This is a genomic window from Maribacter sp. TH_r10, from assembly GCF_033101095.1.
GTDB lineage: Bacteria > Bacteroidota > Bacteroidia > Flavobacteriales > Flavobacteriaceae > Maribacter_A > Maribacter_A luteus.
This window is the reverse complement of the sequence record NZ_JAWMPY010000004.1, coordinates 245481-270691: the sequence shown is the minus strand read 5'-3', so window position 1 is coordinate 270691 and position 25211 is coordinate 245481. Positions and strand designations below refer to the sequence as shown.

25 protein-coding genes and 1 pseudogene are annotated in these 25211 nt (G+C 39.0%); 18 read left to right on the top strand and 8 right to left on the bottom strand.

Annotation, left to right across the window (positions count from 1 at the left end):
• The first annotated feature begins 1 nt into the window (after position 1).
• The 3 genes from R3X28_RS12420 to R3X28_RS12410 are packed head-to-tail and all read left to right on the top strand — an operon-like array spanning position 2 to position 2962.
• Positions 2 to 898 (top strand): mechanosensitive ion channel family protein, encoded by an 897-nt coding sequence (locus tag R3X28_RS12420; protein WP_154367681.1) that lies wholly within the window; start codon positions 2 to 4, stop codon positions 896 to 898.
• Complete coding sequence (locus tag R3X28_RS12415; protein WP_154367683.1) at positions 895 to 1785, top strand: DUF6268 family outer membrane beta-barrel protein; 891 nt, start codon at positions 895 to 897, stop codon at positions 1783 to 1785. Before R3X28_RS12420 ends, R3X28_RS12415 begins: the two co-directional genes overlap by 4 nt.
• A 13-nt stretch (positions 1786 to 1798) precedes the next feature.
• Positions 1799 to 2962, top strand: a complete 1164-nt coding sequence (locus R3X28_RS12410; RefSeq protein ID WP_154367685.1) for a sigma-54-dependent transcriptional regulator — start codon at positions 1799 to 1801, stop codon at positions 2960 to 2962.
• Between the two features lie 9 nt (positions 2963 to 2971).
• Here R3X28_RS12410 and R3X28_RS12405 read toward each other — a convergent pair whose 3' ends face one another.
• Positions 2972 to 3652 (bottom strand): hypothetical protein, encoded by a 681-nt coding sequence (locus tag R3X28_RS12405; protein WP_154367687.1) that lies wholly within the window; start codon positions 3650 to 3652, stop codon positions 2972 to 2974.
• Between the two features lie 200 nt (positions 3653 to 3852).
• On the opposite strand from R3X28_RS12405, the gene R3X28_RS12400 reads away from it, so the two are divergent.
• The 3 genes from R3X28_RS12400 (at position 3853) to R3X28_RS12390 (ending at position 7177) form a co-directional block, all read left to right on the top strand.
• Complete coding sequence (locus R3X28_RS12400) at positions 3853 to 4731, top strand: PPK2 family polyphosphate kinase (RefSeq protein ID WP_317664629.1); 879 nt, start codon at positions 3853 to 3855, stop codon at positions 4729 to 4731.
• A complete protein-coding gene (locus R3X28_RS12395) occupies positions 4728 to 6116 on the top strand; it encodes a M20/M25/M40 family metallo-hydrolase (protein WP_317664627.1) in 1389 nt (462 codons plus the stop codon). Before R3X28_RS12400 ends, R3X28_RS12395 begins: the two co-directional genes overlap by 4 nt.
• Before the next feature lie 128 nt (positions 6117 to 6244).
• Positions 6245 to 7177 (top strand): peptidylprolyl isomerase, encoded by a 933-nt coding sequence (locus R3X28_RS12390; protein WP_154367693.1) that lies wholly within the window; start codon positions 6245 to 6247, stop codon positions 7175 to 7177.
• Positions 7178 to 7690: 513 nt separating this feature from the next.
• Here the strand turns inward: R3X28_RS12390 and R3X28_RS12385 are convergent.
• Both R3X28_RS12385 and R3X28_RS12380 read right to left on the bottom strand, forming a co-directional pair.
• Positions 7691 to 7885, bottom strand: coding sequence for a cold-shock protein (locus tag R3X28_RS12385; protein ID WP_013304911.1), 195 nt, complete (start codon positions 7883 to 7885; stop codon positions 7691 to 7693).
• Positions 7886 to 8045: 160 nt separating this feature from the next.
• Entirely contained in the window at positions 8046 to 8684 is a 639-nt protein-coding gene (locus R3X28_RS12380; protein WP_317664621.1) for a peroxiredoxin, read from the bottom strand.
• Between the two features lie 108 nt (positions 8685 to 8792).
• Here R3X28_RS12380 and R3X28_RS12375 point away from each other — a divergent pair, with 108 nt between their 5' ends.
• Entirely contained in the window at positions 8793 to 9335 is a 543-nt protein-coding gene (locus R3X28_RS12375; protein ID WP_317664619.1) for a YfiT family bacillithiol transferase, read from the top strand.
• 49 nt (positions 9336 to 9384) lie between these two features.
• Here R3X28_RS12375 and R3X28_RS12370 read toward each other — a convergent pair whose 3' ends face one another.
• A complete protein-coding gene (locus tag R3X28_RS12370; protein ID WP_317664617.1) occupies positions 9385 to 9945 on the bottom strand; it encodes a thioredoxin family protein in 561 nt (186 codons plus the stop codon).
• A 110-nt stretch (positions 9946 to 10055) separates the two neighbouring features.
• On the opposite strand from R3X28_RS12370, the gene R3X28_RS12365 reads away from it, so the two are divergent.
• From R3X28_RS12365 to R3X28_RS12355, 3 genes are read left to right on the top strand one after another with little or no spacing between them, the layout of a single operon-like run.
• Positions 10056 to 10394: a tRNA-binding protein gene (locus tag R3X28_RS12365; RefSeq protein WP_317664747.1), complete on the top strand. Its 339-nt coding sequence runs from the start codon at positions 10056 to 10058 to the stop codon at positions 10392 to 10394.
• Between the two features lie 4 nt (positions 10395 to 10398).
• Entirely contained in the window at positions 10399 to 11322 is a 924-nt protein-coding gene (locus R3X28_RS12360; RefSeq protein ID WP_317664615.1) for a bile acid:sodium symporter family protein, read from the top strand.
• Positions 11319 to 12362 carry a lysophospholipid acyltransferase family protein gene (locus tag R3X28_RS12355; protein ID WP_317664614.1) on the top strand — a complete coding sequence of 348 codons (1044 nt, stop codon included), beginning with the start codon at positions 11319 to 11321 and terminating at the stop codon, positions 12360 to 12362. The genes R3X28_RS12360 and R3X28_RS12355 overlap by 4 nt, the downstream gene beginning before the upstream one ends.
• A gap of 194 nt (positions 12363 to 12556) precedes the next feature.
• Here the strand turns inward: R3X28_RS12355 and R3X28_RS12350 are convergent, their stop codons facing one another.
• Together R3X28_RS12350 and R3X28_RS12345 are read right to left on the bottom strand one after the other, a co-directional pair.
• The gene (locus tag R3X28_RS12350) at positions 12557 to 12928 is read right to left on the bottom strand and encodes a PUR family DNA/RNA-binding protein (protein ID WP_154367705.1); all 372 of its coding nucleotides are present in this window, start codon (positions 12926 to 12928) and stop codon (positions 12557 to 12559) included.
• Between the two features lie 78 nt (positions 12929 to 13006).
• Entirely contained in the window at positions 13007 to 14761 is a 1755-nt protein-coding gene (locus R3X28_RS12345) for an ABC transporter ATP-binding protein (protein ID WP_317664613.1), read from the bottom strand.
• A gap of 185 nt (positions 14762 to 14946) precedes the next feature.
• Here R3X28_RS12345 and nusB point away from each other — a divergent pair, with 185 nt between their 5' ends.
• The 3 genes from nusB to yajC are packed head-to-tail and all read left to right on the top strand — an operon-like array spanning position 14947 to position 16724.
• Positions 14947 to 15894, top strand: coding sequence for a transcription antitermination factor NusB (nusB, locus tag R3X28_RS12340; protein WP_154367708.1), 948 nt, complete (start codon positions 14947 to 14949; stop codon positions 15892 to 15894).
• Between the two features lie 41 nt (positions 15895 to 15935).
• Entirely contained in the window at positions 15936 to 16406 is a 471-nt protein-coding gene (locus tag R3X28_RS12335) for a DUF1573 domain-containing protein (protein ID WP_154367710.1), read from the top strand.
• Positions 16407 to 16427: 21 nt separating this feature from the next.
• A complete protein-coding gene (yajC, locus tag R3X28_RS12330; protein WP_154367712.1) occupies positions 16428 to 16724 on the top strand; it encodes a preprotein translocase subunit YajC in 297 nt (98 codons plus the stop codon).
• A 61-nt stretch (positions 16725 to 16785) separates the two neighbouring features.
• Here the strand turns inward: yajC and R3X28_RS12325 are convergent, their stop codons facing one another.
• Positions 16786 to 17394 carry a YdeI/OmpD-associated family protein gene (locus R3X28_RS12325; protein WP_179955121.1) on the bottom strand — a complete coding sequence of 203 codons (609 nt, stop codon included), beginning with the start codon at positions 17392 to 17394 and terminating at the stop codon, positions 16786 to 16788.
• Between the two features lie 4 nt (positions 17395 to 17398).
• Positions 17399 to 18625, bottom strand: coding sequence for a peptidase T (gene pepT, locus R3X28_RS12320; RefSeq protein WP_154367714.1), 1227 nt, complete (start codon positions 18623 to 18625; stop codon positions 17399 to 17401).
• Positions 18626 to 18772: 147 nt separating this feature from the next.
• Here pepT and R3X28_RS12315 point away from each other — a divergent pair.
• The 5 genes and pseudogenes from R3X28_RS12315 (at position 18773) to R3X28_RS12295 (ending at position 25157) form a co-directional block, all read left to right on the top strand.
• Positions 18773 to 21666, top strand: a pseudogene (locus R3X28_RS12315) (TonB-dependent receptor).
• Between the two features lie 253 nt (positions 21667 to 21919).
• A complete protein-coding gene (locus R3X28_RS12310; protein ID WP_317664609.1) occupies positions 21920 to 22354 on the top strand; it encodes a hypothetical protein in 435 nt (144 codons plus the stop codon).
• A 95-nt stretch (positions 22355 to 22449) separates the two neighbouring features.
• The gene (locus tag R3X28_RS12305; RefSeq protein WP_317664607.1) at positions 22450 to 23487 is read left to right on the top strand and encodes a quinone-dependent dihydroorotate dehydrogenase; all 1038 of its coding nucleotides are present in this window, start codon (positions 22450 to 22452) and stop codon (positions 23485 to 23487) included.
• Positions 23488 to 23630: 143 nt separating this feature from the next.
• A complete protein-coding gene (locus tag R3X28_RS12300) occupies positions 23631 to 24257 on the top strand; it encodes a LysE family translocator (protein WP_282054319.1) in 627 nt (208 codons plus the stop codon).
• Positions 24258 to 24290: 33 nt separating this feature from the next.
• Complete coding sequence (locus tag R3X28_RS12295; RefSeq protein WP_154367725.1) at positions 24291 to 25157, top strand: hydroxymethylglutaryl-CoA lyase; 867 nt, start codon at positions 24291 to 24293, stop codon at positions 25155 to 25157.
• Positions 25158 to 25211 lie beyond the last annotated feature (54 nt).

Here is a 25211-nt window from a genome sequence, read left to right as displayed (position 1 = left end):
TATGGTACAGGATGATTCCGGTAAATTGGAAGAGATTATAAAAGAAGATGTCTGGGGTTCTATCCAGGATATTCTTAACTGGGGAATCCATATAGGCACAGGTGATAAATCATTGAACATAACCGTTGGGTTGTTGATAATGATAACGGTAGCATTCATTGCAACGACTTTTGTGTTAAAATGGATTCGGCAGATCATTACCCATAAAATGGTCCAGGAAGATAAACTTAAGTTTGTCAGTATTTTCAAGTTTATTAAGTATGCGGCCTATTTAGTAGTGATTTTGATAACGCTGAGTATGGCGGGTATCGATATTACCATTTTGATTACGGCCTCTGCCGCACTCTTTGTTGGTTTAGGCTTGGCCTTGCAAGAACTCTTCCAGGATATCATTGGGGGTGTATTCATAATTATTGATAAATCGTTGAGTGTTGGCGATATTATAGAGGTAGAAGGTAAGGTGGGAAAGGTCTTTGAGATAAAACTACGTACCACTAGGGCCATAACAAGGGATGATAAGGTCATTATTATCCCCAACCATAAGTTCATAAGTGATACGATCTTCAACTATACGCAAAACCACAAAACAACTAGGGAAAAGGTTAATATCGGTGTTGCTTATGGTAGTGATGTAAATTTGGTCACTAAAATCTTAGAGGAAATAGCACAAAAACAAAGAGGCATTCTTAAGAACCCGAAACCGTTTATCATTTTCGAAGACTTTGGTGATTCGGCCCTAATGTTCAGTATTAACTATTATACCAATGACAGTTTTACCGATATGAGGATAAAGAGTGAGATGCGCTATTCAATAGACGCAAAATTTAGACAGCACAATATATCCATACCATTTCCCCAAAGAGATGTACATATCTTTCAACACCCGGATAATAAATGAAAGAGCACGGATTAAGTTTGGTCACTATACTGGTCTTTGCCTTAATTTTAGGGAGATGTGGTTCTACAATACAGGCCCAATCACCCGATATTTTCAGGTTGGAGTATATGATCATGCCCAAGAATAATGCAGATGCCCAACTTTCAAGATATAAATTGGTTGTAAACGTACCGTTCAAGGTGCGGGAATCGGATAATTTCATACTTGGCGCAGAATATAATTATTTGGCCTATAAACTGGGAAGTAACGAGTATTTTGATAGTGCTGGGCTAGAGAGCCTTCATGTGGTCGACTTAAATATGGCCTATGTGTATAAGCGCAATGAAGATTGGAGGTATATCGGGGTTTTGACCCCTAGATTGTCTTCAACCTTGACCAACCCACTTGAAAATGGGGATGTTGCGATCAATGTAACGGTCGGGGCCTTTAAGGAGAGGCAGAATATAGATAAGCCCATGCGCTTAGTCGTAGGAATTGCGTATAATTCAACGGTTTCGTTGCGAATACCTTTGCCTTTTGTGTATTACGAAAAAAGATTCCACCCTAATTGGTCCTATGTAGTCGGTCTGCCTAAAACGGGGTTTAAATATCATATAGATAATAATCATTTAATTCAGACAGAATTTATATTGGATGGCTATTTCGTAAACCTTCAAAATAATATCATTCTTCCGAATACCGGCTTTGCAGCTTCAATATCTTCATCGGCTGCATTGTTAACTATAGGGTATCAATATAACATATCAAAAATTATGTCGTTCTACGGTTATATCGGTCATACGGTTTTTCAGGACGGGGTCTTACGGGATGAGGATAGAAATGATATTTTTACATTGAATGATGAGCCTAGTCTGTATTTCAGGACCGGATTTAGAATAGGAATTTAAAAAGAATTGCAATATGTCAAAGATTTTGGTGGTAGAAGACGAATCGGCTATACGAAGGGTATTGGTTAAAATACTTTCAGAGGAGAACGATTCTTATCAAGTGGAAGAAGCTGAAGATGGGTTAAAAGGTTTAGAGGCCGTTAAGAACAATGATTATGATTTGGTCTTATGTGATATAAAAATGCCGAAAATGGATGGTGTTGAGGTGCTTGAGGCCGCTCGTAAAATCAAACCTGAGATTCCTTTTATCATGATATCAGGGCATGGGGACTTGGACACTGCCGTAAATACAATGCGCATCGGAGCATTTGACTATATTTCAAAACCACCCGATTTGAACAGGCTTTTGACCACCGTAAGGAATGCCTTGGATAGAAAGGAATTGGTGGTAGAAAATAAAAAATTAAAGAAAAAGGTTAGTAAGAACTATGAAATGATCGGTGATAGCAAAGAAATAAACGCTATTAAGGAAATCATAGAAAAGGTGGCGCCTACAGATGCCCGTGTTCTGGTAACGGGTTCAAATGGTACGGGAAAAGAGTTGGTGGCACATTGGATCCACGAGAAAAGCCCAAGAAGTGGGGCACCTTTCATTGAGGTGAACTGTGCGGCCATACCCTCCGAATTGATAGAGAGTGAACTTTTTGGTCATGTTAAGGGAGCGTTTACATCGGCTGTTAAGGATCGTGCCGGTAAGTTCGAAGCCGCAAATAAAGGAACCATATTTTTAGATGAAATAGGAGATATGAGTCTGTCTGCCCAAGCAAAAGTACTCCGTGCTTTGCAAGAGAATAAAATTTCGAGGGTAGGTTCGGATAAGGATATTAAAGTTGATGTTAGGGTAATTGCCGCAACCAATAAAGATCTTGCCGAGGAAATAAAGGAAAATAGATTCAGGGAAGACCTTTATCATCGATTGGCGGTTATCCTGATAAAGGTGCCCGCTCTGAATGATAGAAGGGATGATATTCCCTTGTTGATCAATCATTTCGCTGCTAAGATTGCAGGAGAACAGGGTATTTCCCCCAAAGAATTCTCCTCTGGGGCCATAAAACTATTGAAAGGGTACGATTGGACGGGTAACATTCGCGAATTGCGCAATGTCGTTGAACGTCTTATTATTTTAGGCGGACAACAAGTGACCGAAGAGGATGTAAGACTTTTTGCAAGTAAATAAATCGCTTGTTTATTTGCAAGATTCTAACCGTTCCAAGGCTTCTGCCGTAATTTCCTTGGTTTTATAGTTATAATATTTTTTTCCCTCCGAAAGGTTCGGAAGCAATAACTGTTGCTCACAATGTAAATAAATATTTTCAGCAAAGGCCCGTGCAGACGCACAATCTACCGATTTTACGATCCTATCAAGTGATTTTCGGTATTTTTCCAAAGAGGCATCTATTTGTTGTTCCATTTCTTTTTCACTTGGGATCCGCGTCGAAATTTTTTCCGTTTCTGAAATTGTGTTCATGGCCAATAGATCACTCCCATATTTGCTGGTATGGAACTCGTGTTCCCCTAAGGATTCGATACCGTCGATAATATGTTGTAAGGCCCTCTTTAGTAATATTCGCGTGCTGGTCAAGGAAGTTGCCTTGGTAGCCAAGATCAAGTCAGATTTACCGTCGGCTATATTGCCATCGGCATAAACACAACCACAATCCTTTAGTTGATTTTTCGATTTTTCAATTGAGTTGATGGCTTTATAAGCATAAAACCTGGCTTGGTTGATATCTTTCACATCGATGGATTTCTCTACTTGGGTCTTGGCATAGTTCATATTAGAACTTGCATACTCGCAACCCTTGTCTACCATAAAGGAAGAAAACAAAATCAGTGAAACTACTGCGACAAGTGAATAGTTCTTCATAAGATAAGCCTTTAGTTCGTTGTAAAATTTGGGAATAATACAAGTTAAAATTACATGGGAAAAAGCTATTCACCTATTTTTTTCGATAGAACGCAGGAAGTATCCTTTAAGTGGGTCAAGATGTATCTTTTTTGCAGGTGAATTACCATTTTTTCAGGGATTAAGGTCTTTCAACGATAAAATATTTTTATATTCAGAGCATGAAGAATATTGATATAAATAGATATAGGGCAGATAAGTCAACAGATTTGGCGGCAATGCCCACAATTGAGGATTTTGGGTCTACCGACAAACAATTGAAAAAGGAAATGGTAAAAGTTCGGGAAAAACTTGGGGAGTTCCAAGATACCTTATATGCACATGGTAAGTATAGTGTATTGGTTTGTTTGCAAGGAATGGATACTTCGGGAAAGGACAGCCTTGTGCGTGAAGTGTTCAAGGATTTCAACGTACGTGGCGTGGTAGTTCATAGTTTTAAAGTGCCCACCCCATTGGAACTGAAACATGATTACCTCTGGCGTCACTATATTGCACTGCCTGCCAAGGGTAAATTCGGGATTTTTAACCGAACGCATTATGAGAATGTTTTGGTAACCCGTGTTCATCCTGAATATATTATGGGAGAGCATTTACCGGGAATAGAAAAAGTGTCTGACATTGACCAGCATTTTTGGGATTCACGATTCGACCAGATCAATAATTTTGAAAAACATCTTGTGGATAACGGTACCATAATCTTCAAGTTTTTCCTTCACTTGTCCAAAGAAGAGCAACGGCAAAGGTTACTCCGTAGGTTGCGTTTAAAGCAAAAGAATTGGAAATTCTCCCCCGATGACCTCAAAGAAAGAAAATTATGGGCAAAATATCAGCAGTGTTATGAAGAGGCCATTCAAAGAACCTCGAAACCTAAAGCTCCTTGGTTCGTTATTCCGGCAGATAACAAGAAAGGGGCAAGGTTGATAGTGGCTGAAATTCTTTACCAAGAGTTAAAAAAATACAAAGATATCATTGCACCGGAACTCGATGATAAAATAAAAGCTAATTTAGACAACTACAAAAAACAACTGGAAAGCGAATGAAGTTTTTAAAGTACATCTTAATCGTCGTCGTGGTAACATGGCAAGGATATGCACAATCTGAGGACGAAAAACAAATAAAGGCTATTTATGAAACTGCTTTGACCCAAAGCAAATCTTATGATTGGCTCAATTATTTATCCAATCAGATTGGTGGTAGGTTATCCGGATCAATACAAGCCCAACAGGCGGTGGATTATACCAAGGCACAATTAGACTCAATGGGGCTCGATAAGGTTTGGCTGCAACCTGTAATGGTGCCTAAATGGGTAAGGGGTACTCCGGAATTTGCTTATGTTGAAACCGCTCCGGGAATTACAACCAACTTACCGATATGTGCTCTTGGCGGTTCGGTCGCCACACCTTTGCAAGGCATTAAGGCAAATATCATAGAGGTGAATGGTATCAAGGACCTGGAAGTTTTGGGTGCCGATAAGATAAAAGGTAAGATCGTATTTTTCAATAAACCCATGGATCCAACCCTAATAAGTACGTTCGAATCGTATTCAGGCTGTGTTGGTCAGCGATATGCCGGCGCTATGGAGGCGGTCAAATATGGAGCGGTAGGTGTTATTGTTAGATCAATGAACCTAAGGTTAGATGATTATCCGCATACGGGTTCTATGGGTTATGGCGATTTAGAGGTTTGGGAACGGATTCCTGCCGCGGCGATCAGTACAAAAGGAGCTGAGTTTCTAAGCGCTACGCTTAAACTGAGTCCTAATGCCAATTTCTATTTTAAACAAAGTTGCAAAGTATATAATGATGTTGAGTCTTTTAATGTCATAGGCGAAATCAAGGGAAGTACATACCCTGATGAAATTATAGTGGTCGGTGGTCACTTGGATTCTTGGGATCTAGGAGATGGGTCACATGATGACGGAGCAGGTTGTGTACAGAGTATGGATGTTCTAAGACTCTTGAAAGAAAGTGGATATACGCCCAAAAGAACAATTAGGGTGGTACTTTTCATGAATGAGGAAAATGGTCTGCGTGGAGGTAAGAAATATGCCGAAGTGGCCAAAAACAAGAAAGAAAAGCATGTCTTTGCCTTAGAGAGTGATGCAGGTGGTTTTTCTCCAAGGGGATTTTCATTTGATTGTTCGGAAGGGGATTTCAAGAAAGTCAAAAGTTGGGGGCCTCTTTTTGAACCTTATCTTGTTCATATGTTGGTTAAGGGATACAGCGGTGCCGATATTGGGCCTTTAAAGGATGATGGAATTGTATTGGCCGGATTACGCCCCGATTCTCAACGTTACTTTGATCACCATCATTCCGAATACGATACTTTTGATCATGTGAACAAAAGGGAATTGGAGCTAGGCGCAGCGGCAATGTCAAGTTTGGTCTATCTTTTTGATAAGTATGGAGTTGAAAAAACAAAATAGATACCATATTTAAATTTTGTCAAGGGAATTGGTTTTCGAAGAACTGTTTTCCGTTGGAACAATATGGATGGAATTCTTTTCCCTAACTAATTTGTATATCTTTGCAGCTCAATAAAAAAAAGCGAAAAATGCAAGACGGAATCTACGCAAAATTCAATACTTCAAAAGGAGAGATACTTGTAAAATTAACTTATGATAAAACTCCCGGTACTGTAGGTAACTTTGTTGCCTTGGCAGAGGGTAAACGTGAGAATAGTGCCAAAGCCATTGGTGAGCCCTATTATGACGGATTAAAATTCCACAGGGTAATTCCTGATTTTATGATTCAAGGAGGTTGTCCTTCCGGTACTGGTACCGGTGATCCAGGATACAAGTTCGATGATGAATTTCATCCAGATTTGGTTCATGATGCCCCAGGGGTACTTTCAATGGCCAATGCTGGGCCAGGAACTAACGGAAGTCAGTTTTTCATTACCCACGTTGCCACACCATGGTTAGATAATAAACATACCGTTTTTGGTCATGTAGAAGCCGGTCAAGAGGTGGTAGATGCCATTGCGCAATCCGATACCATCGATACTTTGGAAATCATTAGGATTGGTGCCGAGGCCGAAAAGTGGGATGCCTTGGAAGCCTTTAAAACTTTTGAAAGTTCAAAAGAGAAAAGATTAGCGGAAGAAAAGGAAAAACAGGCCAAGGAATTGGATAAGGTAGCTGCTGGTTTTGATGAGACCGAGAGCGGACTACGATATAAGATTATTCAAAAAGGAAGTGGGGATAAAGCTGAAAAAGCGAAAACAGTTTCGGTACATTATGAGGGTTCTCTATTGAACGGTCAGGTTTTCGATTCCTCCTATAAAAGAAATCAACCGATTGATTTTCAATTGGGCGTAGGACAAGTTATTCCAGGTTGGGATGAAGGTATTGCTTTGCTACAAGTAGGGGATAAGGCACGTTTCGTGATTCCATCGAATTTGGCTTATGGTAGTGCAGGGGCCGGTGGTGTCATTCCACCAAATGCCACTTTAATTTTCGATGTGGAATTGATGGATGTGAAATAGAAATCACAAGAATCATTTTATATAAGGAGCCTCGGTTTATACAGGGGCTTTTTTTTTGCCTAAGCTATTTATCTTGTGCCCGAACCAAACTGCTTATGAGCATAACGCTATTGATAAAGACCAAAACACAAACTATAGAGATGAAAGTTACCATGGCATAATTATTTTTAATGATCGTTGTTCCATTGTAACAACCACTAAAACTTAAACCCTACTTTTTCTTGGTTCAATACGGTTATTTTTTGGTACTCAGTATGCTCATTAATAAAAGAATGATGTTAATGACGAGAAGCGATAGTAAAATGGTTATAAAGGTGGTCATATAAAAATTGTTGTTTGAATTTCTTATTGAGGGGGAGTTGTTTTGTTTAATGCATGATGCAGAAAAAGGGAGGGGGTTGCGTTAAAACTTAAACAAAAATAAGAAAAAGAAAAAAATTAGTAAGAAAATACCACAAATAAAAACCCCCGATGCAGAACATCGGGGGTATATAAAAAAGTTAAAATCGTTACCTAGTCAACTACTTTCACATTAACGGCGTTTAATCCTTTTTTACCTTGTTGTAGTTCAAATTCCACAACATCACCTTCACGAACTTCGTCGATTAAGCCAGAAATGTGTACAAAATGATCTTCGTTCGAACCATCTTCAGTGATAAAACCATAACCTTTGGAATCATTGAAGAATTTAACTGTTCCTTTACTCATAATAAAAATTATTAAATATTAATTAAAGTGCAAATGTAGGATTTATTAATTTAATTGTATGATATTTTGGAAGTTATCTTTGTATTAACACATCCTTAAATTAATGGTTGAACTTTTGGATCGCTTAAAAAGGCGATTTTTAAGTCCAAGTTTCCTGTTTTCAAGCCGTAGGATCAGGGGTCATTCTCAAATAAGGTTTAACTTCCTCAACGCCTTTTGTGAATATTTTACGCGCTTCATCGGTAGGTATGGCCGGACTAACAACGACATCATTACCATGTTCCCAATTTGCAGGTGTGGCAACTTTATGGTTGGCCGTTAATTGTAAAGAATCGACAACCCTTAACAGTTCATAGAAGTTACGCCCTGTTGAAGCAGGGTAGGTCAATGTAAGTTTAACCGTTTTGTCCGGTGCGATAATGAATACCGAACGTACGGTTAAGGTGCTGTCCGCTTTTGGGTGGATCATATCGTAAAGGTCAGACACTTTTCTGTCCTCATCCGCAATTATCGGAAAGTTTACCGTGGTGTTCTGTACTTCGTTGATGTCTTTGATCCATTCCTTATGGGAGGCTGCCCCATCTACACTTAATGCGATCATTTTTACATTTCGTTTGTCAAATTCCCCCTTAAAATTAGCCGCAGTACCCAATTCGGTTGTACAAACGGGGGTAAAATCTGCAGGATGTGAAAATAAAATCCCCCAGCTATCACCTAGGTAATCGTATAAATTAATTGTGCCCATTGAACTGTCTGCAGTAAAATCCGGGGCTGTATCCCCTAATCTAAGTGTTGCCATTTTTGATTGTTTTTAATTATAAAACTATTTATCCGATAAAATTAGTAGATTTATGGTTTTCGTAGAATTTTCATTAGGTTAAAACTGTATTAAAATTTTTAAAGTAGTATGGATAAGATAGTTATGGAGGCTTTGAAGTACCCAATCGGGCATTTTGAATATTCAGCAAAAGTATCTAAAGCAATTGTAGATGGGTGGATTAAGGACTTGGAAGAACTGCCGTTAATACTTGAGCGTTTGGTGGGTGATTTAACTATGGAGCAATTGGAAACCCCTTATAGACCAGATGGGTGGACGATTAGGCAATTGGTACACCATATAGCGGATAGCCATCATCATAGTTATACCCGTTTCAAATGGGCGCTGACGGAAAATGGCCCCTTGATCAAGGCGTATGATGAAAAGAGTTGGAGCTCCTTGTCCGATGCCAAAACCGCCCCAGTGGAGCTTTCTTTGAACTATTTAAAGGCACTACATGCCAAACTTGTTTTTTTGTTGAAAAGTCTGGACGATCAACACTTGCAGAAATATTATGTGCATCCCGATGATAAAAGTAAGATTACCGTAAAAGAGAATATTGGAAAATATGCCTGGCATGGGCGACATCATTGCGCTCATATACAAGGATTGTTAGAGCGAAAAGGTTGGTAGGCCTAGTCTAGTTTAAAATAAGACCTACTTTATTTGTAACTATCCAGGATCAATCGGCAATCCATTTAATATTGCATCCAATACTAGGTTTCTGATCAGGATCTATTTCTTTTTCCGAGAGCAGGGCGTTTAGGGCATTTCGAAGATCTTTTCCGGTAACAGGGACGGCGTTTCCAGGTCTTGAGCCATCTAATTGTCCACGATAAACGAGGTTTAGGTCTTTATCGAATAAATAAAAATCAGGAGTACAGGCAGCATCATATTTCTTGGCTGTTTCTTGGGTAGCGTCATACAAATAAGGAAAAGGATACCCAACTTTCTTTGCTTGCAGTTTCATTAAGTCCGGTGCATCTTGAGGGTAATTGATAACATCATTACTAGAAATGGCAATAAAGGAAATTCCTTTAGATTGGTATTCCTTGGCCATTTTTACCAATTCCGGGTTCACATGAATAACAAAAGGACAATGGTTACAAATGAACATTATCACTGTCCCAATATCGCCTTTAAGGGTGTTCAGTGACAGTTCTTGGTCACTGATCGTGTCCTTTAGAATAAAATCTGGGGCTTTTGTGCCTAAAGGCATCATATTGCTAGGGGTGTTCGCCATGACTTATCATTTCTGATCAAAAAAATAAAGTTAAAAGTATTTGGTGAATTTTGGTCATCGTAATCACTATTTTTAAATTGAACGGCTATATAATATAAGATACCAAGATGATGAACGAAATAATAAGTTGGAATGATTTCAGTAAGGTCGATATGAGAATAGGTACCATTATCGAAGTTGGTGATTTTCCGAAAGCAAGGAATCCGGCTTATCAAATAAAACTTGATTTCGGAAAAGAAATAGGGGTTAAAAAGACTTCGGCCCAGATCACTACACTATATGACAAGGAGAAGCTTCTGGGCCGACAGGTAATTGCTGTAATTAATTTTCCGAAGAAACAAATTGCCGATTTTATGAGTGAATGTCTTATATTAGGAGCTGTTGAGGGTAAGGATGTGGTTTTAATACAACCAGATGCGGCAGTTCCCAACGGACTTAAAATAGCCTAACCGTTTGTCAGATACCGTACTAGATAATGTTCATATCAATTTTGATAGTCAAACCCTTTGGGTGTTGAATATTGCCTTGGCATTGGTCATGTTCGGCATCGCGTTGGAGATTTCAGTGAACGATTTCAAAAGACTCCTGCAAAATCCAAAATCCATATTCACGGGAATTTTCAGTCAGTTTATACTTTTGCCGGCTATTACCTTCGCATTGGTATGGATTATTGAGCCTATCTCCAGCATAGCCTTGGGTATGTTCATGGTTGCGGCATGTCCTGGTGGAAATATTTCCAATTTCATTACACATTTCGCTAAGGGCAATTCGGTCTTATCCGTTAGTCTAACGGCGGTAGCAACCTTATTGGCTGTTATTATGACACCCTTGAATCTTGAATTTTGGGGTTCGTTATATGGTCCTACATCGATAATATTGACCGAAGTTGCCATTTCACCTGTTGAAATGGTAGAATTGGTTTCTTTGTTGTTGGCCATTCCACTGGCCTTGGGAATGGGGTTCAATTACTTAAGACCCTTACTGGCAAAGAGAACTGCCAAGGTTTTCAAATGGGTTTCTTTGGTATTCTTTATCGCTTTGATCTTCCTGGCCCTTTATAATAACAGGGATATTTTCATAGATTATATTTTTTATGTCTTCTGGATAGTGGTATTGCATAATCTAGTCGCGTTTTTAACGGGATTCTCGTTGGCTAAATTTATGGGGTTGTCCCAAAGGGATACCCGATCGATCACCATAGAAACGGGAATCCAGAATTCCGGATTGGGCCTATTGCTCATTTTTACTTTTTTCGACGGTCTGGGGGGCATGGCCTTATTGGCTGCTTTTTGGGGAATATGGCATTTGGTTTCCGGGTTGTTGTTGTCTATGTTTTGGGGGTATAAACCCCTTGAGAAAGAAGAATTGGCTTCATGAGGATAGGTTATAACATCCTAAAGCTGTATGTGAAGATAGGCCTGTTTTGTTACTTCAAAAAAATAAAGGTGGTTGGTCTAGGGAATATACCTAAAGATAAACCGATACTATTTTTGGCCAATCATCAGAATGCGTTGATAGATGCCTTGATCATTGTTATGAATGTTGGGGTGGCACCTTTTTTTTTGGCACGTTCCGATGTGTTCAAAAAACCATTGATTTCCAAGTTCTTGAGGTATTTGCAAATGATACCCATTTACCGGATCAGGGATGGTCGGGACACCCTAAAGAACAATCCCGCAATTTTCAGTAAATGTGGTAGACTGCTGTCAGAGGGCAAAGCCCTGATGCTTTTTCCCGAAGGGAACCATGGTATTCAACGACGTGTCCGCTGGCCTATGCGAAAGGGTTTTGCAAAAATGATCTTCTCGGCTTTGGAGAACGACCCAAACTTGGATGTTCGAATAGTTCCTATAGGTTTGAATTACCTTAACGCTGAGTGTTTTCCCGATGGCGTGGCCATGTACATTGGGAAAGATATTTCCGTGCAGAAGTATTTTGACCCCAAGGATTTGTCGACTACTGAAGAACTCCTAAAGAAGGAGGTTTATAAAAGTTTAAAACAACTTACCACACATATTGAAGATGAGGGAACTTATGGCAATGTAGTGGTGCAATTGAATAACAGGAACGTTGATTATCTGGATCCAATTTCCGTCAATAATATCATTCAAGAAATAGATGTGACTTTTCAAGAGACTCCGATCCAAAAGAAAACCCCTTGGTATTCCTATGTTTTGAAATTTGTGTTTACGTTGGTCAACTTTCCGATTCTAGTCCTATGGGAAAAGAAATTGAAGTCAAGGGATATGGATATTGAATTCAGGTCAACGATGCGCTTTGCTTTGGGAGTTCTCCTTTTTCCGATTTATTTTGGCATATTGTTCTTGCTATTTGCCTATTTCTTGGGAATCGGAACGGCTTTTATGTTGTTGTTGGTACATTGGCTTATTAATGTAGCCTACGTGAAACTTGGTTAGCTTAAAATATACCAGTGTAGATGGTTGCTATATTTTATGGTGTACATATGAATTGGTGCTTTGTTTCGTGTGGTTAGCAGTCACTGCCTCTAAAATAGGATAAAGGTTTAGAGTAAGGTTTGGTAGGATGGGTCATAATGTAAAACGGCCCTGAACATTCAGGGCCGTTTTACACAATAATAAGTTTGAATTTTTTAAATGTCATCGAAATCAACATCGGTAAAGCTACCGGTTGTTGACATTTCACCATTTTCGTGGTATTCTTCTTTCTTGAAATCTTTTTGATGTCTTTCCGAGATTACCTCGGTGCCTTTTTCTTCAATGATGAAATTCATCATTTCTTCTACATTTTCCTTAAAAGCATTGAAATCTTCCTTGTAAAGATAAATTTTGTGTTTTTTATAATGAAACGAACCATCATCATGGGTGAATTTTTTACTCTCGGTGATAGTTAGATAGTAATCACCTGCTTTGGTGCTTCTTACATCAAAGAAATATGTTCTCCTTCCGGCTCTCAATACTTTGGAATGTATCTCTTCCTGATCTATTAATTCTTTGTCGCTCATTTTTCAAGTTTCTAGTTAGATAAATTAGTGTCCAATCCTCAAAATTGGAAAAAAAAAGCGTAGTTAGCAACAATATTGTCAGTTTTCTTTTTCAGAAAGTTGATGTAAATAAAGTTCTTTGTAGTATCCTTCAACACTGTTCAGTTTTTCGTGTGTTCCGGTCTGTAATAACCTGCCTTGGTCCAGTACCAGAATCTTATCCGCATTCTTCGCTGAAGATACACGATGACTTACGATTATCGTTGTTTTTGCCTTAGAGGCTTTTTGTAGATTATTGAGTATTGTTTCTTCGGTTTCGGTGTCGACAGCGGATAGGCAATCATCGAACAAATATATTTCCGGATCCTTTAAAAGAGCCCTTGCGATAGAGATACGTTGTTTTTGTCCGCCACTTAAAGTAATTCCACGTTCACCTAAAACCGTATCGTATTGTTTGTTGAATTCTATGATGTTGTTATGCACAACGGCGCTCTTCGCAACTTGTATTACATCCTCATCCGAAGCTTTAGCGTTACCGAATTTGATATTGTTCCTTATGGAGTCCGAAAAAAGGAAGGCATCTTGGGGTACCGCCCCTATTGACTTGCGTAAACTTGTGAGGTTTAGTTTTTTGATAGGGGTGTCATCAACTAGGATCTTACCAGAGCCAACATCATATAGCCGTGCTATCAAATCCAGTATAGTGGATTTGCCAGACCCTGTTTTACCCAATATGGCAACGGTTTGCCCTTCTTCAATGGTGAAAGAAATATTCTTGAGCGCTTCAATATTGGTGTCTTCGTACGTATAACTTACATTTTTGAACTCTATTTTTCCTTTTATCGGGGTATCTTCATCAACTTCATTTATGATTTCGGGTCTTTCTTTTAAGAATTCGTTGATTCTCTTTTGGGAGGCCTCCGCACGTTGAATGATCGAGGTCAACCATCCTACAATGGCAACAGGCCATGTGAGCATATTAACATAAAGTACGAATTCGGCAATAACACCAACAGAAGCTATTTCCCCTTTTATATATTGTTGTCCCCCGATATAGATAACAAAAATATTGCTGATACCGATAAGTAATATCATAAGGGGGAAAAACCATGCATTAACCTTTGCAAGATCCATGCTCTTTTGTTTTCCTTCCAAGGCCAAGGCCTTTAACTCCTCGTTGATCTGTGGTTCTATCGCATACGCCTTAATCACCGATACACCGGAAAAAACTTCTTGGGTAAAGGTTGAAAGGGTCGAAAGATACTCCTGTACTACCGTACTTCGTTTGTGTATGACCTTACTTATTTGATAAATAAGCACCGAAAGAATAGGTAGGGGAATTAAAGTGTAGGCCGCTAAGGTAGGGGCCGTAAAGAACATTATTGGTATGATACATGCGAACAACGTAATGGTGTTTATACCATACATAAGTGCAGGGCCTGTATACATACGTACTTGACTCACGTCTTCGCTGATACGGTTCATTAAATCACCGGTCCGGTTTTTTTTGTAAAAACTAAGGCTTAAAAATTGATAGTGATCAAATATTTCGTTTTTAAGGTCATATTCGATATAACGGGAAACATAAATGATCGTTTGTCGCATCAAGAAGGTGAAGAATCCCGATAATAAAGCAGCCCCGATGATTATTAGAATGAACTCCAATAACCTTTCCTTTGCCAATTCTTGTGTAATTTCCCCTTTTATGAAGTTCTCTACTGTGGTTATCGATTTTTGGACATATGAGGGCATGACCAACTGGAAAATCTTGGCAACGACCGTAATGATCATTCCTACCAAGAGTTTTAACCAATATTTTTTAAAGTATTTATTAAGATGTTTGAGTTCCTTCATAAAGCTTGTCGGCTGAGTGGGTTCGTTACGAACAAACCATTCGCCAAAGATAGAAGTTTGACTTAAAAACAGATGTTATAAAATTTATAAATAAGATAATAGTTGTAATAGGGGGCATAGATTAAAAAATGATTTCTATTTTTGCGGCTTAGAATGTAAACCAATCTTAAAAAAAGTTCTTCGAAATGCTTACAAGAAGGCACATACGCGTTAAGGTGATGCAATGTATTTATGCATTGACCCAGTCAAAGGATGATTCCCTTGAAAAACAGGAAAAATTTTTAAAAGTAAGCATAGAGAACATGTACTCGCTCTATTTACTTATGCTCAGTTTGCTGATAGAGATTCGACAATTGGCAGATGAGAAGGTAAAGCTTTCCTCTAAAAAGTACATGGCAAATGATGCCGATGCATTTCCAGATAACCAAAAGTTCGTAAACAACAAATTATTGTTGCAATTGGCCAATAATGAAAGATTGAAAGAAGCACTGGAAAAAAGGAAATTACAAAACTGGTATTTGAATGAAGAGTATGTAAAGTTGATTTATAAAGAGATTACCGAGAGTGAGGCTTATCTCGATTATATGAAAATACCTTCTAGAACCTATAAAGAGGATAAAGAATTGATCGCAGGGTTGTTCAAGGAGATCATTGCCCCAAATGAAAAGATCTATGATTATCTTGAAGATGATAAGTTGACTTGGGTAGATGATATCCCTATTGTAAATACATTTATCTTAAAGCAATTCAAAAAAATAAAGGAGGATCAAAATGAGTCCTATTTTTTACCAAAGCTTTTGAAAGATGATGAGGATATGGTATTCGCCAAAAGATTATTATCCAAAACGTTGTTGAACAACGGTAAATGGGAAAAGGAAATAGAGGGTAAAACTCCGAATTGGGATAAGGACCGTATAGCCGACATTGATTCTATTTTATTGAAAATGGCCATATGTGAATTGCTTAACTTCCCCTCGATACCCGAAAAAGTGACCATAAACGAGTTTTTAGAGATCGCCAAAGAATATTCTACACCAAAAAGCAGTATTTTCATTAATGGTATCCTCGATAAATTGGTAAAGGAATACAAATCCGAAGGGAAACTTAACAAGGTGGGGCGCGGACTATTATAAATTAATTCTTTAATTTTGGATTCAATTAAAAATATTAATCAATGAAAAGAGCTATTTTAGGTTTAGGACTAGTTGCGATGCTGGCTTTTGTTTCTTGCAAGGAAAATGCATCGAGCAAAGTAAAAACAGATAATGTTGCCGTTGCAGCTGAGCGAGATGAAGCAGCTAAACTTGTTCCTGTAATGGAATTTGAAAAGGTTGAGCATGATTTTGGTACGATCGTACAAGGAACGCCACAGGAAACCGTTTTTAAGTTTACCAATACAGGTAATGCACCATTAGTGATTACCAAGGCTACCAGTAGTTGTGGTTGTACGGTTCCGAATCCTCCAAAAGAGCCTATCGCACCAGGAGAAGTAGGGGAGTTGAAAGTTAAATTCAACGGTTCTGGTAGAAACCAGATAACAAAGACCATTACCGTAGTGGCGAATACAGTTAAAGGTTCTGAAATGCTAAAAATAAAAGCTTTTGTGAATCCTAAAGATGCAGCGCCATTAGGCCCTGTAAAATAATTAAACCTATAAACAGATAAAATGGGAAGTGGCAGTTTAATGGATTTTCTACCGATGATCCTAATTTTTGTGGTGGCATATTTTTTTATGATCCGTCCGCAAATGAAAAGACAGAAAGATGAAAAAAGGTTCGCCTCCGAACTGAAAAGGGGTGATCGTATAATAACCAAAAGTGGATTACATGGTAAAGTGGTAGAGTTGAATGATAAAGACTCTTCTTGTGTAATAGAAACCATGGCGGGTAAATTGAAGTTCGATAGATCGGCAATTTCCATGGAGATGAGTAAAAAATTGAATACTCCAGCCACTACTAAGTAAAATATTCAATTTTATCCAAATTGTAAAAAAAGCCGATGGTTTCCATCGGTTTTTTTATGGCCTATTGTTTCTTGGGGCGATATAGGTCATTAAGGCCTTTTTCCGCATTGATCATGGGTAGGATCTTTTCCAATCGTGTGAGCTTGGTTTTCATTTGTTTGGCATCTACAATATATTCAACATATTCCCGCTGTTTGTATGGGGTTAAATTGTTAAATTTCTTCTGTGTAACCGGTTCTTTTTTAAAGGCTTGTGTTAGTAGATCCGGAATTGTAAGTTTTTGTTTTTTCTCTTTGGTGGCCGATAATCGCAACCCCTTTTCTTGGTTATATAAAGCCTCTTCAATGTATGCCAGAACGATATTTGAATCGATTTGTTCCACAGCTTCGAATTTTAGATGTCGCATGGCTTGGGTCTTGCCTTTTTGGGCATTGATCAAGAGGCCTTTGGGATCCTTTAAAAAGACACCGTTGAAAAAACCGATACTGAAATGGTTTTTAAAGCGCGAGATCCAGAAGACATTTTTTCCGTGGAGGGTGTAAACTGGGGATTGCCATTTAAAGGTTTCCTTAGCTTTGGTCTTTAAGGCAATATCCCGCAATAAAAGAATACCTCCTTTAAAAAGGTGCTCTTTTTCATAGTATGCTTCTATTTTTGAAGCCTCGTTCACTGCCCTATACTTTTTTGGTTGTCAATTCACAGATTTTAATGATTACGGCCACGGCCTTTATCATGCTCTCAACGGGCACGTACTCATACTTTCCGTGGAAATTATGACCGCCTGCGAAAATATTGGGGCAGGGAAGACCCATAAAACTTAATTGGGAGCCATCTGTACCGCCCCTAATGGGTTTAATGATCGGGGTAATTCCTATTTCTTCCATAGCGGCCTTGGCAATTTCAACTATATGGAAAACAGGTTCTACCTTTTCCCTCATATTGAAATATTGGTCCTTTATTTCCAATGCTATGCATGGACCATGAACGGCATTTAGTTTTTCGGTTATTTTTCGTAACAACTCCTTTCTTTCCTCGAACCTTTCCCTGTCATGGTCTCTAATGATCATTTCAAACTCCGTGTGTTCTATTTCACCTTTAATTTGGTGGATGTGAAAAAAGCCTTCTCGCCCTGTAGTGTATTGCGGTGTTTCCTCTGGAGGTAATATTCCTATGAATTCATTTGCAATACTGATGGCATTGATCATTTTACCCTTGGCATAACCGGGGTGAACACTTTTTCCGGAGACGATAACCTTGGCCCCTGCAGCATTGAAATTCTCATATTCCAATTCCCCTACTTGACTTCCGTCCATCGTATAGGCCCAATCTGCACCGAATTTTTTAACATCGAATTTGTGGGCACCGCGACCAATTTCTTCATCAGGGGTAAAAGCAACGCGAATTTTACCGTGCTTGATTTCCGGGTGCTGTACCAAATATTCCATAGCGGTAACGATTTCTGCTATTCCTGCTTTGTCGTCAGCACCAAGTAAGGTGGTTCCATCGGTTGTAATCAAAGTTTGTCCTTTGTATTGCAAAAGGTCCTCAAAATAATCAGGGGATAGAACAATGTTCTTTTCCTTGTTCAAGATAATATCCTTGCCATCGTAATCCTTGATGATTTGGGGGTTCACATCAGTACCACTGAAATCGGGAGTGGTATCAAAATGCGATATGAAACCTATTACGGGTACCTCCTTGTCGATATTACTGGGAAGGGTGGCCATGATGTAGGCATTGTCATCAATGGTTACATCTTTCATTCCTATTCGTTCTAACTCATAGGCCAATTCCGTCGCTAAATTCCATTGTTTTTCCGTGCTTGGGGTAGTTTGGGAATTGGGGTCACTCTGTGTGTCGATTTTCACATAACCTAGAAAACGGTCGAGAAGTTGCTGCATAAACCTAATATTTTTCCAAAAGTACAATTTTGTTCATTTGTCACCCTCAAAATTTAAGGCCATTTACTTCCCGGTTCCTTTATGTTATCCATCATTTGTAATTAATTACTTACCTTATAATCAGAATAAACTCAAAACAACTCAATTATGAAAAGAAATTATCTAATTTTAATGGCCCTTTTATTAGGGGGCTTAAGTTTTGCCAGTGCGCAAATTTCGGGTACGGTAGTGGATGAGAATGGAGTGCCCCTTGGTGGTGCTTCAGTGGTTAAAAAAGGAACCTCGGTAGGTACTACAACTGATTTTGACGGCAATTTCAAGATTGTTGCCGATATGGGTGATACCTTGGTGGTTTCTTATATTGGTTTTGAAGTAAAGGAGGTTATTGTTGATTCATCGGCAATGAACATTACCTTGACATCAGGAATCCAGTTGGCCGAGGCAATTGTCATAGGTTCAAGGAATCCCAATCGGACAGCTTTGGAGAGCGCGGTTCCTGTTGATGTGATTGATGTTAAAGAGTTGAATAATGTTGCCCCTCAGGTAAATCTTAACCAAATACTGAATTATGTGGCACCTTCGTTTACATCGAACACCCAGACCATTTCCGATGGTACAGACCACATAGATCCTGCTTCCTTGCGTGGGTTAGGTCCTGATCAGGTTCTGGTTTTGATCAATGGGAAAAGACGCCATAATTCATCCTTGGTCAACGTAAACGGAACATTTGGCCGAGGAAGTGTAGGTACCGATTTAAATGGATACCCTCGGCTTCCATCAAACGGTTAGAGGTCTTACGAGACGGTGCTGCGGCCCAATATGGATCTGATGCCATAGCCGGTGTCATCAATATTGTCCTGAATGATAATATTAACGAATTAAGCGTAAATGTTACGACAGGTGCAAATTTCAGTAAAAATGCGAATGATCAAACCGGAGGAGTAGATGGGGAAACGGTGAACGTTAGCGCGAATTACGGATTAGGCCTTGGGGATAAAGGCGGTTTTATAAATTTTACGGGGGACTTCGACTATAGGGAAGACTATAGTAGAATGAAAGAGTGGGAAGGTGATGTGTTCAATCTTTACAATACCGTTGAACGTTTTGCCTTGAATGACCGGTATAATATTGCCAACCTCTTGGATGATGATGTAGATGATGTGATCAATTATGGGAATGAAGCAGGATTGGGTTTGAGTCCGACTGCTACAAAAGCGGAATTACAGGGAATCTTATCGGCCGATAATACCGAAAGTGAGTTAAGCGCTAGAGGACTTGAAAGGAGTGACTTTAATATGCGCGTTGGTCAATCCGCATTAAGGGGAGGAAGATTCTTTACCAATTTTTCCTTACCTCTGGATGATAATGGAACAGAATTGTATTCATTTGCCGGATTAAGTTCAAGAACAGGGAATTCTGCCGGTTTTTATAGACTGCCCAATCAAAGTAGGACTTATACACCCGCTTACATTAATGGGTTTTTACCAGAGATCAATTCCAAAATAACCGATAAGTCTTTTTCTAAGGGGATAAAGGGTATGATTTCGGATTGGAATGTTGACTTCAGTAATACTTATGGGAAAAATGCTTTTTTGTATACCATAGGGAACACCTTCAATGCCTCTATGCAAAATGCTTCGCCGACTGTTTTTGACGCTGGTGGATTCAATTTTATGCAGAATACCGTTAACCTTGATATTTCAAAATTCCATGATGATATTTTGTCTGGTTTGAATATTGCTTTTGGAGCCGAATATCGTTTGGAGAATTATGAGATCGTTGCTGGGGAAGAAGCATCATATGCACAATATACAGCTAATGGCCAGGCAATAACAATTGCTTCGCAGCAAGCCTCCCAAGACTTTTTTGGGGCCTCAAGGCCAGGGGGTTCCCAGGTTTTCCCCGGTTTTAGTCCAAACAATGAACTATCTAGGGGAAGAAGTAGTGTCGCTGGTTATTTTGACGTGGAAGCTGATATTACCGATTCATTTTTGGCTAGCTTCGCAACTCGTTTTGAAAACTATTCGGATTTTGGGTCGACAATCAATTTTAAATTAGCTACCCTGGTCAAGGCCACGGAAAACATGAACCTGAGGGCAGCATTGAATACAGGGTTCAGGGCACCTTCTTTGCATCAGCTCAATTTTAATTCAACATCAACTATTTTTGATCAAGATGGAAATCCGCAGGAAGTAGGTACGTTTGCGAACGATAGCAGGGCGGCACAGTTACTCGGAATTCCTCAATTAAAAGAAGAGACTTCGAAAAGTATCAGTGTTGGTTTAACCACTAAATTTCCCGAAGCTAACGTAACGGTTTCTTTAGATGGTTATTTTGTCAGTATTGATGATCGAGTGGTTTATACAGGTCAGTTTAGCGGTCCGGGAACCGGAAGTGAATTAGACAACCTTTTGCGACAGGCAAATGCTACGGCGGCGTCCTTTTTTGCCAACGCGATCGATACCGAATCGAAAGGAATTGATGCTGTTGTTACTTGGGATCTTGTAGTGGCCCATAATGCGAAATTGAAAAATACGTTATCCGCTACCTTGTCCAAAACAAAACAGGTAGGGGATATTAAAGCCTCTCAGGTTTTGAGGGATGCAGGATTGGTAGATACCTATTTTCCTGAAGATAGTAGGGTTTATCTTGAGGAAGCCGTTCCAAGGACAAAACTTAATCTTTCCCACATGGTAAATGTCGATAAGATGAATATCTTTTTAAGGAATGTCTATTTCGGTAAGGTTACCGAGGCGACGACTAATGTAGGGCTACAACAGGAATTCAGTTCCAAGGTTGTGACGGATTTATCCATTGGTTATAATTTATCAGAAAGTACGACCATAACAATTGGGGCCAATAACTTATTGGACATATTTCCGGACAGGGCCAAAGAATCCATAAGTTATATAGATTCGAACGGGGATCCCCAAACCGGTACCAATAGAAGTAGTGGGCGTTTTGATTGGTCGCGTAGGGCGCAGCAATTTGGAATAGGAGGAAGATTCTTGTTCGCTAGGTTGAGTTTTGCCTTGAGATAGTCGAAAATGTGTTTTATAGGAATAAAGGCCGCCTTTTTGGTGGCCTTTGTTATTTAATTTAACCAGCAGGGTATGTGCCGATGTGTTTTTTGCATTATCAGGAATGGGGGAAGGTATTAGGGGTTGATTGGGTTTAATGTCTTTATGGGGACCTTTTAATTCGGTCGATAAGTTGTCGTATAAGCCTTATGTATTTTTAATTTTAAGGATAATATTAGTATTTTGCTACGATACTTTTTATGATTGAAATAATATGCTGGTAAGAAAATTGTTGTTTTTGGTCTTTGTGTTTGCTGCACAGTTTATAAAGGCGCAGGATGATTGTATCCTCGGTGTCGGGATTACTCCCGATTCTACGTTGATCGAAATTTTCCAACTCAATGAACAACAAACCGAAAAGATAAGGAATTGGAGTGCTGAATTGAAATACCGGAATGAGCTTTTGACCAATCAGGCGGAGAACTTATTGAAACGACATCCACAAAATTCTGTAGGGGAATTAAGTGTTTTGGCCGAAAAGTATAAGGTAATCAGTGATAGTATAACCATAATCCAGCTCATGGTCGATAAGCGTACCTTGAAAATGCTCAATAAGAAACAATACGAGCTTTATCTAAATCTTTGTCAGCAAGCTTTTCGACAGCCTTACAGGGTGATTCCTACAAACTATCGGGATAGTATTCCATAGAAATGATATTAACTTAAATCTGTTGACAAAATTGGCGTTTATAGTGTATTTACTAGTATTGAGTTTGTACTTTTGTCAAAACTCCGTTGTAATTCATGTATAAAATTCTTGTTCGGCCAATTCTTTTTTTAATGGACCCGGAAATGGTTCATCATTTGACATTTTCGATGATACGGATTTTGGGCAAATTAGGCCTCACCAGTTTGTATAAATCGGCTTTTGTACTCGAGGACAAGGCATTGGAAAAAGAGGTTTTTGGTCTTAGGTTCAAAAACCCGATAGGACTAGCGGCTGGGTTCGACAAAGAAGCCAATTTATTCAATGAACTTTCCGATTTCGGATTCGGTTTTATAGAAATCGGCACATTAACACCGAAGCCCCAAAGTGGTAACCCTAAGAAGCGGATCTTTAGACTAAAAGCCGATGAAGCTTTGATCAATAGAATGGGCTTTAACAACAAAGGGGTCTTTGATGCCGTTGACCGATTAAAAAAGAAACATAAAGTCCTTATTGGTGGTAACATCGGGAAAAACAAAGTGACGCCCAATGACGAGGCTATTAAGGATTATCTCATATGTTTTGATGCGCTTTTTCCACATGTAGATTATTTTGTGGTCAATGTAAGCTCACCGAACACTCCCGGATTAAGGGAATTGCAAGATAAAGAGCCTTTAACGGCCTTGTTGAAGGAACTTAAGAACGAGAATAGGAAAGTTGCCGCATCCCAATCCAATGGGGCTGAAAAACCGATTTTGTTGAAAATCGCTCCTGACTTGACCGATGATCAATTGTTGGATATCATCAAGATAGTTGAAAATACGAAGATCGATGGTATAATCGCGACCAATACTACCATTGTAAGGGAAGGACTTAAATCCAATTTGTTTTTGACTGAAGAAAAAGGAGGTTTAAGTGGAAAACCCTTAAAGGATAGGAGTACTGAGGTTATCCGATTTTTATCAGAAAAAAGTAACAAGGCCTTTCCTATTATTGGGGTAGGAGGTATACATTCTGCGGAGGATGCTATTGAAAAACTTGAGGCCGGAGCCGATTTAATACAGTTGTATACGGGTTTTATATATGAAGGTCCTGCATTGATAAAGAGAATCAACAAAGCTCTTTTGGCCAAATAATTTGTGCTTTCAGCGTCATGGAAAGCGATTTTTCCGTCATTCTTAAAAATCTGGTATATTGTGAAATTTTCACGAATATAATCGATTGAAATGGCTTTGTGGCAACCGTATTTGTGTTTGTTTACCAATAACCTAACTGTAAATTGAATTACGATATTCTTACCGCTTTTATATTCGCTTCGGCAGCTTTGGCCATTGCACCTGGTCCGGATATTATCTATGTCTTGATGCAGAGTGTAATAAATGGAAAAAAATACGGTTTGGCTACCGCAAGTGGTTTGGTGTCGGGTTGTTTGGTGCATACCTCTTTATTGGCATTTGGGGTTTCGGCATTGATCAAGGAAAGTGATGCCCTTTTCTTACTTATAAAACTTTTTGGGGCTTTTTATTTGTTCTATTTGGCATTTAAGGTTTTCAAGAGCGATGAGCATTTGCAATTATCAAATGAAGAGGTGCCCAAAAAGGGACTGTTGAAATTGTTTAAACAGGGTTTTTGGATGAATGTGCTTAATCCGAAGGTCGCCATTTTTTACCTAGCTTTTTTTCCTGGTTTCCTATTCAGTGATTCTTTGGATACCATTGTTCAATTCTATGTATTGGGTCTTATTTTTATGTTGGTAGCTTTTATTGTTTTTGCTTTGATAGCTCAACTTTCGGGAGCTGTTTCAAAATATATAAAAGGGCATTCCAAATTAGGGTTCTTCCTAAAATGGCTTCAGGTCGTTGTATTTATCGGTATAGGGTTGTTTATACTATTATCAAATAAATAATAGTAATTTTGAAAAGCTCTCAAAGCGAATAGCATGACCGAAAAGGTGAAAATAATCGAATGTCCCAGAGATGCCATGCAGGGCATTAAACCTTTGATTCCAACAGAACAAAAGGCAAAGTATATTCAATCCTTATTGGGATGTGGTTTTGATACCATAGATTTTGGGAGTTTCGTTTCTCCCAAGGCCATACCTCAAATGGCCGATACTGCTGAGGTTTTGAAAATGCTTGACCTTTCGAGAACTACCAGTAGATTATTGTCGATTGTTGCGAATGTAAGGGGGGCTAAGGCAGCAGTGGAACATGATCAAATCTATTATTTAGGTTATCCGTTTTCGATATCCGAAAATTTTCAGATGCGTAATACCCATAAGACCATTTCCCAATCTGTTGACATTTTAAAGGAAATATTAGAGATTGCCAAAGCAAACGGTAAAGAGGTGGTCACATATATTTCCATGGGATTCGGTAACCCATATGGTGACCCCTGGAATGTTGAAATAGTAGGGGAATGGACAGAGAGATTAGCTCAAATGGGCGTACGTATTTTGTCTCTTTCAGACACGGTCGGGACCTCGACCCCGGAGAATATCCACTATTTGTTTTCTAATCTAATACCTCAATATCCCGATATTGAGTTTGGAGCCCATTTGCACACTACACCGACCAAATGGCATGAAAAGGTAAAAGCAGCATATGGGGCGGGCTGTAGAAGGTTCGATGGTGCCATTCAAGGTTTTGGGGGCTGCCCCATGGCCAAAGATGAACTGACAGGTAATATGCCCACCGAAAAAATATTGTCTTTTTTTACAGCGGAAAAGGTCGATACGAATGTGCATTGGATGACCTTCGAGGCTGCCTATAATAAAGCTACGGAGCTTTTCTCCCAATACCATTGATTTACTTTGCTTCTCTAATGGGTTAATAATCAAGTCTATAATTTTTGTTTGTTA